This window comes from Streptomyces sp. NPDC020807, assembly GCF_040641575.1.
Classification (GTDB): Bacteria; Actinomycetota; Actinomycetes; order Streptomycetales; family Streptomycetaceae; genus Streptomyces.
The window spans coordinates 38,434-54,312 of record NZ_JBFADU010000018.1 but is presented as its reverse complement, the minus strand read 5'-3'; the positions used below and the strand labels follow the sequence as shown (position 1 = coordinate 54,312).

Annotated in this window: 12 protein-coding genes; 10 read left to right on the top strand and 2 right to left on the bottom strand. The window is 72.9% G+C overall.

Translation table 11 applies throughout. The features are described 5' to 3' along the window. The first annotated feature begins 40 nt into the window (after positions 1 to 40). The 5 genes from AB0G79_RS23895 to AB0G79_RS23875 all read left to right on the top strand — a co-directional run bounded on the left by AB0G79_RS23895 (position 41) and on the right by AB0G79_RS23875 (position 7,675). Complete coding sequence (locus tag AB0G79_RS23895) at positions 41 to 1,492, top strand: DUF4192 domain-containing protein (protein ID WP_360809647.1); 1,452 nt, start codon at positions 41 to 43, stop codon at positions 1,490 to 1,492. A gap of 115 nt (positions 1,493 to 1,607) precedes the next feature. Continuing rightward, positions 1,608 to 3,686 (top strand): glycogen debranching N-terminal domain-containing protein, encoded by a 2,079-nt coding sequence (locus tag AB0G79_RS23890; RefSeq protein ID WP_360809645.1) that lies wholly within the window; start codon positions 1,608 to 1,610, stop codon positions 3,684 to 3,686. A 110-nt stretch (positions 3,687 to 3,796) separates the two neighbouring features. Continuing rightward, positions 3,797 to 4,600, top strand: coding sequence for an NUDIX domain-containing protein (locus AB0G79_RS23885; RefSeq protein ID WP_360809643.1), 804 nt, complete (start codon positions 3,797 to 3,799; stop codon positions 4,598 to 4,600). Positions 4,601 to 4,722: 122 nt separating this feature from the next. After that, a complete protein-coding gene (locus AB0G79_RS23880) occupies positions 4,723 to 6,627 on the top strand; it encodes an ATP-binding cassette domain-containing protein (RefSeq protein WP_360809641.1) in 1,905 nt (634 codons plus the stop codon). A 160-nt stretch (positions 6,628 to 6,787) separates the two neighbouring features. Beyond that, entirely contained in the window at positions 6,788 to 7,675 is an 888-nt protein-coding gene (locus tag AB0G79_RS23875; RefSeq protein WP_360809639.1) for a FadR/GntR family transcriptional regulator, read from the top strand. Between the two features lie 252 nt (positions 7,676 to 7,927). On the opposite strand, the gene AB0G79_RS23870 is transcribed toward AB0G79_RS23875, so the two are convergent. Beyond that, complete coding sequence (locus AB0G79_RS23870) at positions 7,928 to 8,119, bottom strand: hypothetical protein (RefSeq protein WP_360809806.1); 192 nt, start codon at positions 8,117 to 8,119, stop codon at positions 7,928 to 7,930. Between AB0G79_RS23870 and AB0G79_RS23865 the strand changes: the two genes are divergently transcribed. Together AB0G79_RS23865 and AB0G79_RS23860 are read left to right on the top strand one after the other, a co-directional pair. Beyond that, a complete protein-coding gene (locus tag AB0G79_RS23865; RefSeq protein ID WP_360809637.1) occupies positions 8,052 to 9,599 on the top strand; it encodes an RNA polymerase sigma factor in 1,548 nt (515 codons plus the stop codon). The genes AB0G79_RS23870 and AB0G79_RS23865 overlap by 68 nt on opposite strands. A gap of 135 nt (positions 9,600 to 9,734) precedes the next feature. Then, positions 9,735 to 10,553: a serine protease gene (locus AB0G79_RS23860; RefSeq protein ID WP_360809635.1), complete on the top strand. Its 819-nt coding sequence runs from the start codon at positions 9,735 to 9,737 to the stop codon at positions 10,551 to 10,553. A 346-nt stretch (positions 10,554 to 10,899) separates the two neighbouring features. Here AB0G79_RS23860 and AB0G79_RS23855 read toward each other — a convergent pair whose 3' ends face one another. Next, positions 10,900 to 11,133, bottom strand: a complete 234-nt coding sequence (locus tag AB0G79_RS23855; protein ID WP_360809633.1) for a hypothetical protein — start codon at positions 11,131 to 11,133, stop codon at positions 10,900 to 10,902. 432 nt (positions 11,134 to 11,565) lie between these two features. Here AB0G79_RS23855 and AB0G79_RS23850 point away from each other — a divergent pair, with 432 nt between their 5' ends. From AB0G79_RS23850 to AB0G79_RS23840, 3 genes are all read left to right on the top strand, one after another. Continuing rightward, positions 11,566 to 13,683 (top strand): DNA topoisomerase IV subunit B, encoded by a 2,118-nt coding sequence (locus tag AB0G79_RS23850; protein WP_360809631.1) that lies wholly within the window; start codon positions 11,566 to 11,568, stop codon positions 13,681 to 13,683. Positions 13,684 to 13,851: 168 nt separating this feature from the next. Beyond that, positions 13,852 to 14,277: a DUF485 domain-containing protein gene (locus AB0G79_RS23845; RefSeq protein WP_360809629.1), complete on the top strand. Its 426-nt coding sequence runs from the start codon at positions 13,852 to 13,854 to the stop codon at positions 14,275 to 14,277. After that, positions 14,274 to 15,869 carry a cation acetate symporter gene (locus AB0G79_RS23840; RefSeq protein WP_360809627.1) on the top strand — a complete coding sequence of 532 codons (1,596 nt, stop codon included), beginning with the start codon at positions 14,274 to 14,276 and terminating at the stop codon, positions 15,867 to 15,869. Before AB0G79_RS23845 ends, AB0G79_RS23840 begins: the two co-directional genes overlap by 4 nt. Positions 15,870 to 15,879: the final 10 nt, after the last annotated feature.

The window sequence follows — 15,879 nt, the reverse complement described above, 5'->3', positions numbered from 1 at the left end:
GGGCTTTCGGAAATCGGGAGATCGCGAGACCGTCCTGACCATGAACGCGAATCACCGCGAAACCAGCGGACCCTCCCGTACCCAGCGCATCACCCTGCGCGGCCCGGCCGAGCTCGCCGACGCGCTCCCCTTCATGCTGGGCTTCCACCCCACCGACTCCGTCGTCCTGGTCGCCCTCCACGGCGAACACGGCCGCTTCGGCGGCCGCGTCAGGCTCGGCATCCCCCGCTCCCCCCACGAATGGGCGTCCACCGCCGACCACCTCGCCGAGTGCCTGGTCGAGGGCGGCACCCGGCACGGCGCACGGCCGGACGGCATCGTCGTCTTCCTGTGCCAGGACCCGGCACCCGGCGAGACCGGCCGGGCGGTCACGGAGCGGCTGCGTCCCTTCGCCCAGCGCCTGCGCATCGCCTGCGGCGCCCTGGACATCCCCGTCTGCGAGGCCCTCTGCATCTCCGACGGCCTCTACTTCTCCTACTGCTGTCCGTCCCCCACCTGCTGTCCGGCCGACGGCACCCCGCTCGCCCTCGGCGGTACGTCGGTGATGGCGGCGACCGCGGCCTTCGCGGGGCTCCCGGCGCCCGGCTCGCTGCGGGAGATGGAGGCCCGGTTCAGGCCGCACGGCACGGCCGCCGACGAGCGGCAGCGCGCGGCCCTCGACGAGGCCGCGGCCGCGATCGTCCCCCGGATCGTCGAAGGCGCACCCGGGGAGGGCCGGGAGAAGGTGCGGACGGAGACGCTGCGGACCGCCCGCGAGATCCTCCGGCGCTTCGCCAGCCCGCCCCGGCCCGGTGCCGCCGCGATCACCGCCTCGACGGTCCGGGCCGGAGACGGGCCCGTCCGGGTCTCGGACTCCGGCGTGGAGACACCCGTGAGGAACCTCGGCGGCGTCGCGGCGACGGACGCGGCCGACGACGCCCTCGTCGGGGTCGAGGAGGCGGCCGCGCTCATCCTCGGCCTCCAGGACCGGGCGACCCGGGACCGCGCCGCCGAGTGGATGGAAGGCTGGGAAGGCACCGCGGCCCTGCGGCTCTGGCGGGTCCTCGCCAGGCGCTGCGTCGCCCCCTACCAGGAGCACGCCGCCGCGCCCCTGACCCTCGCCGGCTGGGCCGCCTGGTCCACGGGCGACGAGCCGACCGCCCGCGTCGCGCTGGGGCTCGCCCTCGAAGCCGACTCCGAGTACGTCTTCGCCCGCCTCCTCCACCAGGCCTGCAACGAGGGCCTCGACCCCGAGTCCCTCCGGTCCTGCCTGCGGGGCGAGCGGGACGCGCGCGCCACGGAACAGCTCGCGCCCGCCTCCTCCCGGCGGGTCAGGGTCCGCACCACCCGCCCGCAGGGAGCGCGGCTCGGCGCCGGCACGCCCGGTCGGCAGACCGGCGGAAGGCGCCGCGGGACCGCGGCCGGCGTGAGGCCCGGCGGCCCCGCCGCGAGCGGACCCGGGGCCCGGGCGGCACGCCACGACGGGCAGCCCGGCAGCAGGAGCGGACGATGACGCCCGTGACCCGGCCGCCCGCGCGCGCGTTCACCTCTCTGGCGGAGCCGGTCGCACCGCGCCGCCGACACCCCGCCGGCCGCCCGGACCGCACAGAGAGCAGCTCACACCCGCCATGGCCCTCAGCCCCCTCCCGGCCCCCGGACGACCCGCGGGACACCCACCGAAGGGGCTCGCCCCCGGCCACCCGTCCGGGGTGGGCGCCGCACCGCCCCGACCGGTACGGCCGGGCGAGCTGCCCTCGGTGCACGACGCCCTCCTCTGCGTCGCCCTGCCCGCCCTCGCCGTCTGCGCCGACCACGGCCAGCTCACCGGCGAGGGCCCCGAAGGGGTCTACACGTCGGGACGCCGGATCCTGTCCCGCTGCGTCCTGCGGGTGGCAGGACGCGAACCCGTCGCCCTCCAAGGCCGCCTCGCGGCCGTCGACCGGGCGGTCTTCCTCGGCGTCCTGCGGCTCCCCGGGGACGTGGGACCCGATCCCGGACTCTCCGTCGAGCGCACCCGGAGCGCCGACGGAACCGAGCGCGTCACCCTGCGCAACGCCACCGGCCGCCCCCTCCGCTTCCCGGTGGAAATCGCTCTGGGCACGGATCTCGCGGATCTGGGCGCGATCGCGTCCGGAAGACAGGGACCCGAACTCGCACCGAGCGTCCACGGCACGGGCCTGCGCTGGGCCTCCGGCGACGGCTGGTCCGTCGCCGTCACCGCCGACCCGCCGCCCATGGACTCCCTGGCGGCGGCCGGGGTCCTGCGCTGGGAAGCCGAACTCCCGCCCGGAGCCCCGTACACGATCCGGCTCCGGGTACGGGCGGACCGCGCGACCGGCACCGCCCCCTCCTCGGGGGCCGGCACCGGGCGACCCGGAGGCCACATCCTCGCCGAGGCGCGGGCCGAGGGCGACGACCCGCGCCCCGGAGAGCTGCTGCACACCTCCGTGGAGGACCTCCGGGCCCTCCTCCAGCGCGACCCCGCACACCCCACGGACGTCCACCTCGCGGCCGGTGTCCCCTGGCGCTGCGGACCGGTCACCGCCGAGGCCCTCTGGGCCGCCCGCATGGCCCTGCCCCTCGGGACCAGACTCGCCGTCACCACGCTCCGCTCCCTCGGCCGCGCCCAACTCCGGGGCACCGGGGCGGAATCGGGGCGCGTTCCCGGACCCCTGCGGGACGCGGGACCGGGCCTCCCGCCCCGCTGCACGGGAATCGAGGCCACCCTCGCCTTCCCCGTCGTGCTCGCCGAGGCCCGCCGCTGGGGGCTGCCCGCGGCGGACCTGGACGAGCTCCTCCCGGTCGCGGAGCGGTGCCTCGGCTGGCTCCGCCGCGCCTGGGAGCGCGACGGATACGTGCCGGACCCGGGGCCCACCGAGCCCTGGCGTGCCGAGACCCAGGCTCACGCCCACCGCGCGGCGCTGCTCGGCGCGGACCTCCTCGACGCCTGCGGCAGGCCCGGCGCGGACGCCCTGCGAGAAGGCGCCCGGGCGCTGCGAGAACGGTTCCGACGGGAGTTCTGGCTCGACGACCTCGGCGGCGGCCGGCCCGCCGTCGCCCGCACCGCCGACGGCGGGACCCGGTCCCAGCTCGGCGGCTGGGCCGCGCACCTCCTCGACACCGGACTGCTCGACGGCGGGCGGTACGCGCAGGGTCTTCTGGACAAGGTCGAGACCGAACAGGTCGCCCGGCTGCTGGCCACCCCGGCACTCGACTCCGGCTGGGGCCTGCGCGGCCTCGGGGTCAAGGAGCCCGGCTACAACCCCTTCGGGCACCGGGCCGGGGCCGTACGCGTGCACGAGACCGCCGTCGCCGTGGCCGGTCTCGCCGCCGCGGGGCACGAGAAGGAGGCCGCCGCCCTGCTGCGCGGGCTCCTCGACGCGGCGGAGTCCTTCGGCCACCGGCTTCCCGAGATGTACGCGGGCGAGCAGCGGACGGCCGGAGCGCGTCCGGTGCCCCATCCGGCGGCGTGCCGACCGGCCGCCGTCGCCGCCGCGGGGGCGGTGCAGGCGGTGGTGGCGCTCGCCGGGATCAGGCCCGACGCGCCGGGACGGTCCGTCTCGGTGCACCCCATGCCCTCCGCGCCGCTGGGAGCGATCCGCCTGTCGGGGCTCGTGGTGGCGGGCGAGCCCTTCGCCGTACGGGTCGGCCGACTCGGTCTCGGTATGGTCGAGGAGGCCGCGGAGGGGCTTCAGCTGGGTGTGTGACGGAATGCCGGGTGCGGATCCGGCGGAAGCGGCACGGTGCGGGGAAGATGTCACGGACGATCACTTCCCGGGGAGTGTTTATCGTCAGGAAGACGACTATGATTCGCGGCATGCCTCCCTACGACCCGTCGGCCTTTCCGCCTTTCGCTGTCACCGTCGACCTGGTCGTGCTCACCGTACGGCGCCACGCGCTCTGCACCCTGGTCGTGAGACGAGGGGAACCGCCGTTCCAGGGGCGCTGGGCACTGCCCGGCGGCTTCGTCCGGGAGGGCGAGGACCTCGGCGCCGCCGCGGCCCGCGAGCTGGTCGAGGAGACGGGACTCAGCGCCCACGACCCCGGCGCCCCGGCGCCCGTCACCGGCAACGGTGCGCACCTGGAACAGCTGGCCACCTACGGCGCGCCCGACCGGGACCCCCGGATGCGGGTCGTCAGCGTCGCGCACCTGGCGCTCGCCCCGGACCTGCCCGCGCCGCGCGCCGGCGGCGACGCGAACAGTGCGCGCTGGGCCCCGGTCGAGGAACTCCTCGGCGAGGACGGCCCCACCGGCGCGGAGGCCGAGAAGACGAGGGGCGGGGGAGGGGGTGGGGGCGGGGGAGCCGAACCCCTCGCCTTCGACCACGCCCGCATCCTCGCCGACGGCGTCGAGCGAGCCCGCTCGAAGATCGAGTACTCCTCCCTCGCCACCGCCTTCTGCCCGCCGGAGTTCACGGTCGGCGAGCTGCGCCGCGTCTACGAGGCCGTCTGGGGCGTCGCCCTCGACCCGCGCAACTTCCACCGCAAGGTGACCGGCACGCCCGGCTTCCTCGTTCCCGCGGGCGGCACCACCACGCGCCAGGGCGGACGGCCCGCCCAGCTCTTCCGGGCAGGTGGGGCCACCCTCCTCAACCCGCCGATGCTGCGTCCCGAGGTCTGACCGTCCCGGGGTTCCGGCGCCCCAGGACGCCGACCCTCCGCAAGAAGTCCGATATGTAGCGTTATCTTGCTGCGGTAGCGCCGCCCTGCCGCGGAGCGGTGTCACCTACCGCGAGAGAAGCGATGCTCCAGGCAATCGGACTGACCAGCACTCCCCGCCGCGATCACCCGCCGGCGGTGGACGATCTGACCTTCGAGGCCCGGCCGGGCGCCGTGACCGCGCTCCTCGGCCCCGCGGGGTCTGGCAAGACCACCGCGCTCCGTCTCATGCTCGAACTCGATCCGGGGCGCGGCTTCACCTACTTCAGAGGCCGGCCGCTGGCGCGGGCCGCCCACCCGTCCCGTGAGGTCGGCGTGTTTCTGGGGGACGTTCCGGGGCACCCGTCCCGGACGCTCCGCGGCCAACTCCGGATGCTCTGCGCCGCGTCCGGAACTCCCGTCGCGCGGGCCGACGACGTCATCCGGGCCGTGGGCCTGGCCGGACTCGAAGGCCGGCGCGTCGGGAGCCTTCCACGCGGGGCCGACCGTCGACTCGGCATCGCGTGCGCCCTGTTGGCCGCTCCGCACGCCCTGCTGCTCGACGATCCGGCCGGCGGTCTCGCCGCCGCCGACAGCGCGTGGCTCCACGGACTCCTCCGCGCGCACGCGGCCGAAGGCGGGACGGTCCTCTACACCACGCGGGATCCCAAGGACGCGGCCCGCAACGCCGATCGGGTCGTCACGCTCGACGGCGGCCGGGTGGTCGCCGACCAGGAGGCGAGCGAGTTCGCCCGCACCCGGCTGCGGCCCCGGGTCGCCGTCCGCACCCCTCATGCCGCGCGCCTCGCCGCCGCGTTGACCCAGGAGGCGCGGGCCGCCCGGCGGCCGGTCGAGGCGGTCGCGGAGGACGGCAACCTGCTGTCGGTCTACGGCAGCGACTGCGCCGCCGTCGGCGACACGGCGTTCCGGCACGGCCTCGTGATCCACCGGCTCGCCGACGAGACCGGCGACACGGCATCGGCCCGCACGCCCGCGCCCGCGTCCCCGTCCGCGCCCTCACCCGTGCCCCCGCCCACGCGCGTGCCTCCGACCGATCCCGTCGCCGCGGACGAGCCCGGCTCCGCATCCGCACCGGCACCGGCGTCCGCACCCGGCTCAGGTCCCGCATGCGGCCCCTCGTCCGGGTCCGGGTCCGCGTCCGCGCCTGCACCCTTGCCGGCGCCCAGTGGCCGAGCGGTCGAGTCCGTCACCGGGCGGCCGCCCGGCCGGAAGCCGCCCCGGGCGCCCTCGCGTCCGCTGCGGTACGAGCTCCACCGGCTCCTCGGTGTGCCGAGCACCGCGCTCGTCGCGGGGACGGTCCTGCTCGTCTCCGTGGCCTGCGCCCTGCTCCTCGGGCGCGGGGGCGCGGTCGACCTGCCGGTCGTCCTCGCCGGCTGGCCCGCGCTCGCCCCGCTGCCGCCCGCCGCCCTCGGTGCGGGTCTGATCGGCGCCTTCTCCTTCGGCGAGGAGTACCGCTACCCGGCACTCACCGCCGGGCGCGGTGCCGTCCCCCGGCGGCTCGGTCTGCTCCTGGCCAAGCTGGTCGTGGTGGCGGGGGTGGCCCTGGTCCTCGGGGCGCTCGTCGTGGCGGCCGACCTGGGGGCCCTGCGGGCCGTCTATGGCGCCGACTTGATTCCCGTACCGAAGAACTGGCCCTCCCTGGCCGCAAGTTGGTTCGGTCTGCTCGTCGGGTGCGCGTGGGCCGGGGTGCTCGGGGCGGGGGTGTTCCGGGCGGCGGCGGCCGGTGTGGCCGCGGTCCTCTTCGTACCGGTTGCCCTGGTTCCGGTTCTCGGGACCGTCCTGACCGGTCCCGCCGTCCGTTCGGCCGCCGGACTTCCCGCGCGGCTGCGCGAGTTGCTCGGACCCCAGTGGTCACCGGGTGTCGACCGCTGGCTGGCGGGTGCGCTGAGGGTCGTGGCCCAGCCCGTGGGGGTGGCGCTCACGCTGGTGTTGACGGGTCTGCTCTGCGCCTATGTGCTCACCGGGCTTCGCCGGAGCGTCCGTTGGTGATCACTTTTGGAGGGAAAGGGTTCGTCTCAAGGGCAACTCCCTTGGGTGGCACCCCATATGTCCGAATAATCGTCAATTGTGTAGGGGGTGCCGATCACCCTTTCGTGTGCTTTTCACCAAAGACCTCAAGGGTCACGGAGGCAACGCCGACAAAGGATGCGTGAGTACCCTTGCGCACACCATGATGACCGCCGCCCGCCCCGTCGAAGCAGGCCTCGGCGCCCCGGGCGACCTCGACCGCTACCCCTACGCGGAGACGCCCGGCGTCGGCCGCGCGACCCCGTCCTCCTGGGAGGGCGTGGACACCGACCTGGGCCGCGTCGGCCGCCGGACGGCCGGCAGCCGGGGCCGGGGTCTGCACGGACAGCTCGTCCAGCAGCTCGGCCAGATGATCGTCTCCGGCGACCTGGGCGCCGACCGCCCCCTCGTCCCCGAGGAGATCGGTCAGCGGTTCGAGGTCTCGCGCACCGTCGTCCGCGAGTCCCTGCGCGTCCTGGAGGCCAAGGGCCTCGTCAGCGCCCGCCCGAACGTCGGCACCCGGGTCCGGCCCGTCAGCGACTGGAACCTGCTCGACCCCGACATCATCGAGTGGCGCGCCTTCGGCCCGCAGCGCGACGACCAGCGCCGCGAGCTGAACGAGCTGCGCTGGACGATCGAGCCCCTCGCGGCCCGTCTCGCCGCCGGGCACGGCCGGGAGGACGTCCAGCAGCGCCTCGCCGACATGGTCGAGATCATGGGGCACGCGTACGCCCAGGGTGACGGCGTCACCTTCTCCCGCGCGGACACCGAGTTCCACTCGCTCCTCATCCAGCTCGCCGGCAACCGCATGCTGGAGCACCTCTCCGGCATCGTCGGGGCCGCGCTCCAGGTCTCCGGCGGCCCCGTCACCGGCTGTGACCGTCCGAGCGAGAACTGCCTCGCCCACCACGCCCGGATCGTCGACGCGCTCGCGGCCGGGGACGCCCAGGGCGCCGAGAACGCCATGCGCCAGCTGCTGACCGTCCACCCCGAGGTGGAGCGCGTCGTCCCTGCCCCCCGCGAACACTGACCGCGAGTCGTGGTGGGGAGCGCGGCGGCGCACGCACGGCGTGCCGCCGGGTCCGAGCGCGGTCCGGGGATCCGGCAGGGTTTCCCCGGATGGCGCCAGGGTTCCGGCGGCGCGAATGTGCCATGATGTAACGCTTCGGCTGTTTCGCCACATATGCGGTGTGACTCGGGCCACGAAGATTGGGCGTAACACTCCTCCGGGCCGTGCGATGACCTAAGAGGTGACAGCCGAGGAAGGAATACAGCAGCCGGTTCAGGCGCTGTGCAGTTCCCCGGTCCAGCCCGCGCCGTCGGCACATGTCCCGCCGACGGTCGTCGGCTCCAGCTCGATCCAGAGCGGGGCCGGAAGCCGTTTCCATCGTTCCGAGAGGTTGTTCGTGTCGGCCAGCACATCCCGTACGCTCCCGCCGGAGATCGCCGAGTCCGAGTCTGTGATGGCGCTCATCGAGCGGGGAAAGGCTGATGGGCAGATCGCCGGCGACGACGTGCGTCGGGCCTTCGAAGCCGACCAGATTCCGCCAACCCAGTGGAAGAATGTTCTGCGCAGCCTCAATCAGATCCTCGAGGAAGAGGGTGTGACGCTGATGGTGAGTGCAGCGGAGTCGCCGAAGCGCGCCCGCAAGAGCGTCGCCGCGAAGAGCCCGGTCAAGCGGACCGCCACCAAGACCGTCACCGCCAGGACGACCGTGACGAAGACGACCGTCACGGCCTCGGCCGCCCCCGCGGCGGACAGTGACGAGTCGGCCGACGAGTCGGGCGCCCCCGCCAAGAAGGCCGCCGCGAAGAAGACCGTCGCCAAGAAGGCGGTGGCCAAGAAGACCGTCGCCAAGAAGGCCACGGCGAAGAAGACCGCGTCCAAGAAGGACGCCGACGAGCTCGCCGAGGGCGAGGAACTCCTCGACGACGTCGCGCCCGGCAAGGGTGAAGAGGAAGAGACCGAGGGCGAGAGCAAGGGCTTCGTCCTGTCCGACGAGGACGAGGACGACGCGCCGGCGCAGCAGGTCGCTGTCGCCGGTGCCACCGCAGACCCGGTCAAGGACTACCTCAAGCAGATCGGCAAGGTCCCGCTGCTCAACGCCGAGCAGGAGGTCGAGCTCGCGAAGCGCATCGAGGCCGGTCTGTTCGCCGAGGACAAGCTCGCGAACTCGGACAAGCTCGCTCCGAAGCTCAAGCGCGAGCTGGAGATCATCGCCGAGGACGGCCGCCGTGCCAAGAACCACCTCCTGGAGGCCAACCTCCGACTGGTGGTCTCGCTGGCCAAGCGCTACACCGGCCGCGGCATGCTCTTCCTGGACCTGATCCAGGAGGGCAACCTCGGTCTGATCCGCGCGGTCGAGAAGTTCGACTACACCAAGGGCTACAAGTTCTCCACGTACGCCACCTGGTGGATCCGTCAGGCGATCACCCGCGCCATGGCCGACCAGGCCCGCACCATCCGTATCCCGGTGCACATGGTCGAGGTCATCAACAAGCTCGCGCGCGTCCAGCGCCAGATGCTCCAGGACCTGGGCCGCGAGCCCACCCCGGAGGAGCTGGCCAAGGAACTCGACATGACCCCCGAGAAGGTCATCGAGGTCCAGAAGTACGGCCGTGAGCCGATCTCCCTCCACACCCCCCTGGGTGAGGACGGCGACAGCGAGTTCGGTGACCTCATCGAGGACTCCGAGGCGGTCGTGCCGGCCGACGCGGTGAGCTTCACGCTCCTCCAGGAGCAGCTGCACTCCGTGCTCGACACGCTCTCCGAGCGTGAGGCGGGCGTCGTCTCCATGCGCTTCGGTCTCACCGACGGTCAGCCGAAGACGCTGGACGAGATCGGCAAGGTCTACGGCGTGACGCGTGAGCGCATCCGTCAGATCGAGTCGAAGACGATGTCGAAGCTGCGTCACCCGTCGCGTTCGCAGGTGCTGCGCGACTACCTGGACTGACAGTCCGACAGCTGAGGTGAAGGGCCCGGTTCCCCGAGAAGGAGGAACCGGGCCCTTCGCGTGTGCGCGGGTGCACCGGCTGGACACGTGCAGGACTCTGGGTGAACCGACATCACCGGAGAGTCAGGAGGCTCCATGCGAGGTCCCTTCACCCGCGCGCTGACGGGTGCCCTGGGCCTGGTCACGGCTGCGGTGGGCCAGGTGGCAGGCGCCGCACCCGCCGCGGCCGACAGCGTCGTGGTCGGGGGCCGGCAGGCCCTGACCGCCGACGCGCCCTGGGCCGTGGCCCTGTCCAGCCGTGACCGGTTCGGGGGTACCCGGGCGGGGCAGTTCTGCGGAGGCGTGGTCGTCGCGCCGACCAAGGTGCTGACGGCGGCCCACTGCCTGGGCCGCGAGGTGCTCGGCGGCGAGCCGTGGCAGCTGCGCGACTTCGTGGTCATCGCCGGGCGCGCCGCGCTGCGCGGGCAGGGTGGCCAGGAGGTCCGGATCGAGCGGACCTGGGTCAACCCGGCGTACGACCCGGCGACGAACTCGGGCGACCTGGCGGTGCTCACGCTGGCGAGCCCGCTGCCGGAGTCGTACGTGATCGGGGTCGCCCGCGCCGGCGACGCCGCGCACGAGCCGGGCACGGCCGCGGACGTCTACGGCTGGGGTGACACGACCGGTACCGGGACGTACGCCTCGGCGCTGCGGACGGCGCGGGTGCAGGTGCTGCCGGACGCGGCGTGCGAGCGGGCGTACCCGGGCGGCTTCGGCGTGCCCTACCGGGCCGCCACGATGCTGTGCGCGGGCGATCCGCAGGGCGGCAGGGACGCGTGCCAGGGGGACAGTGGCGGGCCGCTGGTGGCCAAGGGTCTGCTGGTCGGCCTCGTGTCCTGGGGGAGCGGCTGCGGGCAGGCGGAGAGCCCGGGTGTCTACACGCGGGTCTCCGCGGTGCTGCCAGAGCGTTTCTGACGCTCCGTGCGCGTCCGGTCACGGATCGGGCGCGGGGTGGAGGGTGGAGCCGGGTGCGGGGTCGAGGGCTGAGCCGCGTACGGGTTGGAAGACGGTGCCGGGTGCGGGGCTGAGGACGGAGCCGCGTGCGGGACCGCGTTCGGCTCCGAGGAGACTCCGGTCCGGCTCCGGTGAAGCTCCGGTCCGGCTCCGGACGGCTCCGGTGAAGCTCCGGGCCGGCGCCAGTGCCGCTCCAGTCCGGCTCCGGGTACGAGAACGGGCGGCCGCCCCCCTTGGTTGCGGGGGTGGCCGCCCGTCGTCCGGTCAGCGCTCGGCTACCGGCCCTGGGCTCGTCGTAGCCCGACTCTCAGGCGTGGTCCTCGCCCTGCGTGCGGGACGGCACGTCGGTGAGTCGGTCCGTCTCATCCTGTATCTCAGCGGCGATCTTCTTGAGTTCCGGCTCGAACTTGCGGCCGTGGTGGGCGCAGAAGAGCAAGTCACCTCCGCTGGTCAGGACGACACGCAGGTATGCCTGGGCGCCGCAGCGGTCGCAGCGGTCAGCGGCCGTCAGGGGGCTCGCGGGGGTCAGAACAGTAGTCACGTCGCCTCTTCTCTAGCTCGACGAGCTGTCGTACCAGGGTCAACATCCAACCAGGCCGAAAACGTTCCCGCTCGCGGCTTTTCCTTGAAACTTTTTCCGAAGGTGGCTGTCTGCTGCCGGTTGGCGGCGAATGAGCCGTATTGCGTTGCTCTACGGATTTCGCGTTGCTTGTCTCGTTGCGTCCTCCCGGCGGGGTGCCGGTTGTTGATGAGGACGTGCCCGGAGCCTAAATGGTTCATGCCTGGAAGGGAACGTGATGTTCGCGTCACCCCAACGAGGGATCGAACATTCATGCGACCCTGGACTAGTATGAGGAAACGGGGAGGGTGGTGTGAACACGGCTCTACCAGGCATCGGTACCCTCTGAGCGGTGAATGACGCCGGGCCTTACCCCACCGGGCCACTTTTCAAATTCAGCGAGGAGCGAACCGCGTGACCGCCGAAACGTCCGTGCCGTCCAGTGCGCTGCTGACCGCAGACCGTGACGCTTCCAACTACACCGCGCGGCATCTGCTCGTACTCGAAGGGCTCGAAGCGGTCCGCAAGCGCCCCGGCATGTACATCGGGTCCACGGACAGCCGCGGCCTGATGCACTGCATCTGGGAGATCATCGACAACTCGGTCGACGAGGCGCTCGGCGGCTTCTGCGACCACATCGAGGTCGTCCTCCACGACGACGGTTCCGTCGAGGTCAAGGACAACGGCCGCGGCATCCCCGTCGACGTCGAGCCGAAGACCGGCCTCTCCGGCGTCGAGGTCGTCATGACCAAGCTCCACGCCGGCGGCAAGTTCGGCGGCGGGTCCTACGCGGCCTCCGGCGGTCTGCACGGCGTCGGCGCCTCCGTGGTGAACGCCCTGTCGGCCCGCCTCGACGTCGAGGTCGACCGGAACAGCTCCACCCACGCGATCAGCTTCCGGCGCGGCGTCCCCGGCATCTTCACGGAGCAGGGACCCGACAGCCCCTTCGACCCCGGCAACGGCCTGCGCAAGACCAAGCGCGTCCCGAAGACCCGCACCGGCACGCGCGTGCGGTACTGGGCGGACCGGCAGATCTTCCTCAAGGACGCCAAGCTCTCCCTGGAGACGCTGCACCAGCGCGCCCGCCAGACCGCCTTCCTCGTGCCCGGCCTCACCATCGTCGTCCGCGACGAGCGGGACCTCGCCGGCATCGGCAAGAGCGAGGAGACCTTCCGCTTCGACGGGGGCATCAGCGAGTTCTGCGAGTACCTCGCCGAGGACAAGGCCGTCTGCGACATCCAGCGCCTCACCGGGCAGGGCACCTTCAAGGAGACCGTCCCGGTCCTGGACGACCGCGGCCACATGACCCCGACCGAGGTCACCCGCGAGCTCGCCGTCGACGTCGCCCTGCGCTGGGGCACCGGCTACGACTCGACGGTCAGGTCCTTCGTCAACATCATCGCCACGCCCAAGGGCGGCACCCACGTCTCCGGCTTCGAGCAGGCCGTCACCAAGACGGTGAACGAGGTCCTGCGCTCGACCAAGATGCTGCGCGTCGCCGAGGACGACATCGTCAAGGACGACGCCCTGGAGGGCCTCACCGCCGTCGTGACGGTCCGCCTCGCCGAGCCGCAGTTCGAGGGCCAGACCAAGGAGGTCCTCGGCACCTCGGCCGCGCGCCGGATCGTCGCCGCCGTCGTCGCCCGGGAGCTCAAGGCCTTCCTGACCTCCACCAAGCGGGACGCCAAGGCCCAGGCCCGCGCGGTCCTGGAGAAGGCCGTCGCGGCCGCCCGTACCCGTATCGCGGCCCGCCAGCACAAGGAGGCCCAGCGCCGGAAGACCGCGCTCGAGTCCTCCTCGCTGCCCGCCAAGCTCGCCGACTGCCGCAGCGACGACGTGGAGCGCAGCGAGCTCTTCATCGTCGAGGGAGACTCCGCCCTCGGCACGGCGAAGCTCGCCCGGAACAGCGAGTTCCAAGCGCTGCTGCCGATCCGGGGCAAGATCCTCAACGTCCAGAAGTCCTCGGTCTCGGACATGCTCAAGAACGCCGAGTGCGGCGCGATCATCCAGGTCATAGGAGCCGGTTCGGGCCGCACCTTCGACCTCGACGCCGCCCGGTACGGCAAGATCGTCCTGCTCGTCGACGCCGACGTCGACGGCGCGCACATCCGCTGCCTGCTCCTGACGCTCTTCCAGCGGTACATGCGGCCCATGGTCGAGGCCGGGCGCGTGTTCGCCGCCGTACCGCCGCTGCACCGGATCGAGCTCGTCCAGCCCAAGAAGGGCCAGGACAAGTACGTGTACACGTACTCGGACAACGAGCTGCGCCAGACCCTGCTCGAGTTCCAGCGCAAGGGGGTCCGCTACAAGGACGCCATCCAGCGCTACAAGGGTCTCGGCGAGATGGACGCCGACCAGCTCGCGGAGACCACGATGGACCCGCGTCACCGCACCCTGCGCCGGATCAACATCGGCGACCTGGACTCGGCGGAGACGGTCTTCGACCTCCTCATGGGCAACGACGTCGCGCCCCGCAAGGAGTTCATCACCAGCTCGGCGGCGACGCTCGACCGCTCGCGCATCGACGCCTGACCCCGCGAGGGCCGTGCGGTACGCACATCCGCACGGCCCGACCGGGCCACCCCGCCGAAGAGTCACCTGATCAGGTGAAGACGGCGGAGAGAAGAGTCCGGGATCTTCCTGCTCTGTCCATCCTTGGGCACGCGGCCGAAACGGTTCGCTGACAAGGAGAGTTGCCCGGTGGAGCAGGTCAACACACAGGAAGGGCGCGACGCCTCGGCAGAGCCGGTCGACGGGCCCTGGTACGACACGGCGGTCCCGCGACAGCGGGTCCCCAGCGCGGCGGAGATCTACCTGGAGGTCCAGCGCAGTCCGGCCTTCCAGGAGGTGCGGCGCCGCTACCGCCGTTTCGTCTTCCCCGCCGCCCTCGCGTTCCTGCTCTGGTACCTCGCCTACGTCGTCGCGGCGACCGCCGTGCCCCAGCTCATGGCCCGGCCGGTCGTCGGCGCGGTGAACGTGGCGATGGTCGCGGGCCTCGGCCAGTTCCTCACCACCTTCCTGCTGACCTGGGCCTACGCGCGCCACGCCCGGCTGCGCCGCGACCGGGCCGCCCTGGAACTGCGCTGGGACACGCAGGAGATGACCCGGGGGGTGGAGCCGCGATGACCCGCGACCACCAGACCCTGGCGCTCGTGCTCTTCAGCGTCTTCATCGCCGTCACCCTCGGCATCACCACCTGGGTGAGCCGCAACCGGCACGGATCGGCCGAGGAGTTCTACGCCGGCGGCCGGCTCTTCTCGCCCCTGGAGAACGGCTTCGCCATCGCCGGCGACTACATGTCCGCCGCCTCCTTCCTCGGCATCTCCGGCCTCATCGCCCTCTACGGCTACGACGGCATGCTGTACTCCGTCGGCTTCCTCGTCGCCTGGCTCGTCGTCCTCCTGCTCGTCGCGGAACTCGTCCGCAACTGCGGGCGGTTCACCCTCGCCGACGTAGTCGCCGCGCGGATGGCCGAGCGGCCCGTGCGGATCGCCGCCGGAACCTCCTCCGTCGCCGTCTCCGTGCTCTACCTCGTCGCGCAGATGGTCGGCGCCGGAAGCCTGGTCGCCCTCCTGCTGGGCGGGACCGGCGAGGCCGCCCGCTCCTGGACCGTCGTGGGCGTCGGGGCGCTCATGGTGATCTACGTGTCGCTCGGCGGCATGCGGGCCACCACCTGGATCCAGATCGTCAAGGCCGTCCTGCTCATGGCGGGCACCGTCGCGCTCACCGTCCTCGTCCTGATCCGCTTCCACGGCGACGTGAACAACCTGCTCGCCACCGCGGCCGACCGCAGCGGCCACGGGCGGGACTTCCTCGCCCCCGGCCTGCGCTACGGCGGCGACTGGACCTCCCGCCTCGACTTCATCAGCCTCGGCATCGCCCTCGTCCTCGGCACGGCCGGACTCCCGCACATCCTGTCGCGCTTCTACACCGTGCCCACCGCCCGCGCCGCCCGCCGCTCGGTCGTCTGGTCCATCGGTCTCATCGGCAGCTTCTACCTGATGACGATCGTGCTCGGCTTCGGCGCCGCCGCGCTCATCGGCCCCGCCGAGGTCCGCGCCTCCAACGCCTCCGGGAACACGGCCATCCCGCTGCTCGCCCTCGACCTCGGCGGCGGGGCGGGCTCCACCGGGGGCACGGTCCTCTTCGCCGTCGTCGCCGCCGTCGCCTTCGCGACCATCCTCGCCGTCGTCGCCGGGATCACCCTCGCCTCCTCGGCCTCCGTCGCCCACGACCTGTACAGCTCGCTGCGCCGGCGACACGCCAAACGGCAGTACAGCGAGGTCACCGTGGCGCGGCTCGCGGCCGCCGGGATCGGCGCGGCCGCGATCGGCCTCGGGCTGCTCGCCCGCGACCTGAACGTCGCCTTCCTCGTCGGCCTCGCCTTCGCGGTCGCCGCCTCGGCCAACCTGCCGGTGCTGCTCTACTCGCTGTTCTGGCGGAAGTTCACCACCCGGGGGGCGGTCTGGTCGGTGTACGGCGGCCTCCTCCCCGCCGTCCTGCTCGTCCTCCTGTCGCCGGTCGTCTCCGGCAGTCCCGAGGCGCTCTTCCCCGGAGTCGACTTCCAGCTCTTCCCGCTGCAGAACCCCGGCGTCGTCTCGATCCCGCTCGGCTTCCTCGCCGGCTGGGTCGGTACGGTCACCTCGGCCGAGCCGCCGGACGAGGCGCGGCACGCGGAGACCGAGGTCAGGGCGCTGACGGGGGCCGGGGCGGCCTGAGCCGTACGGC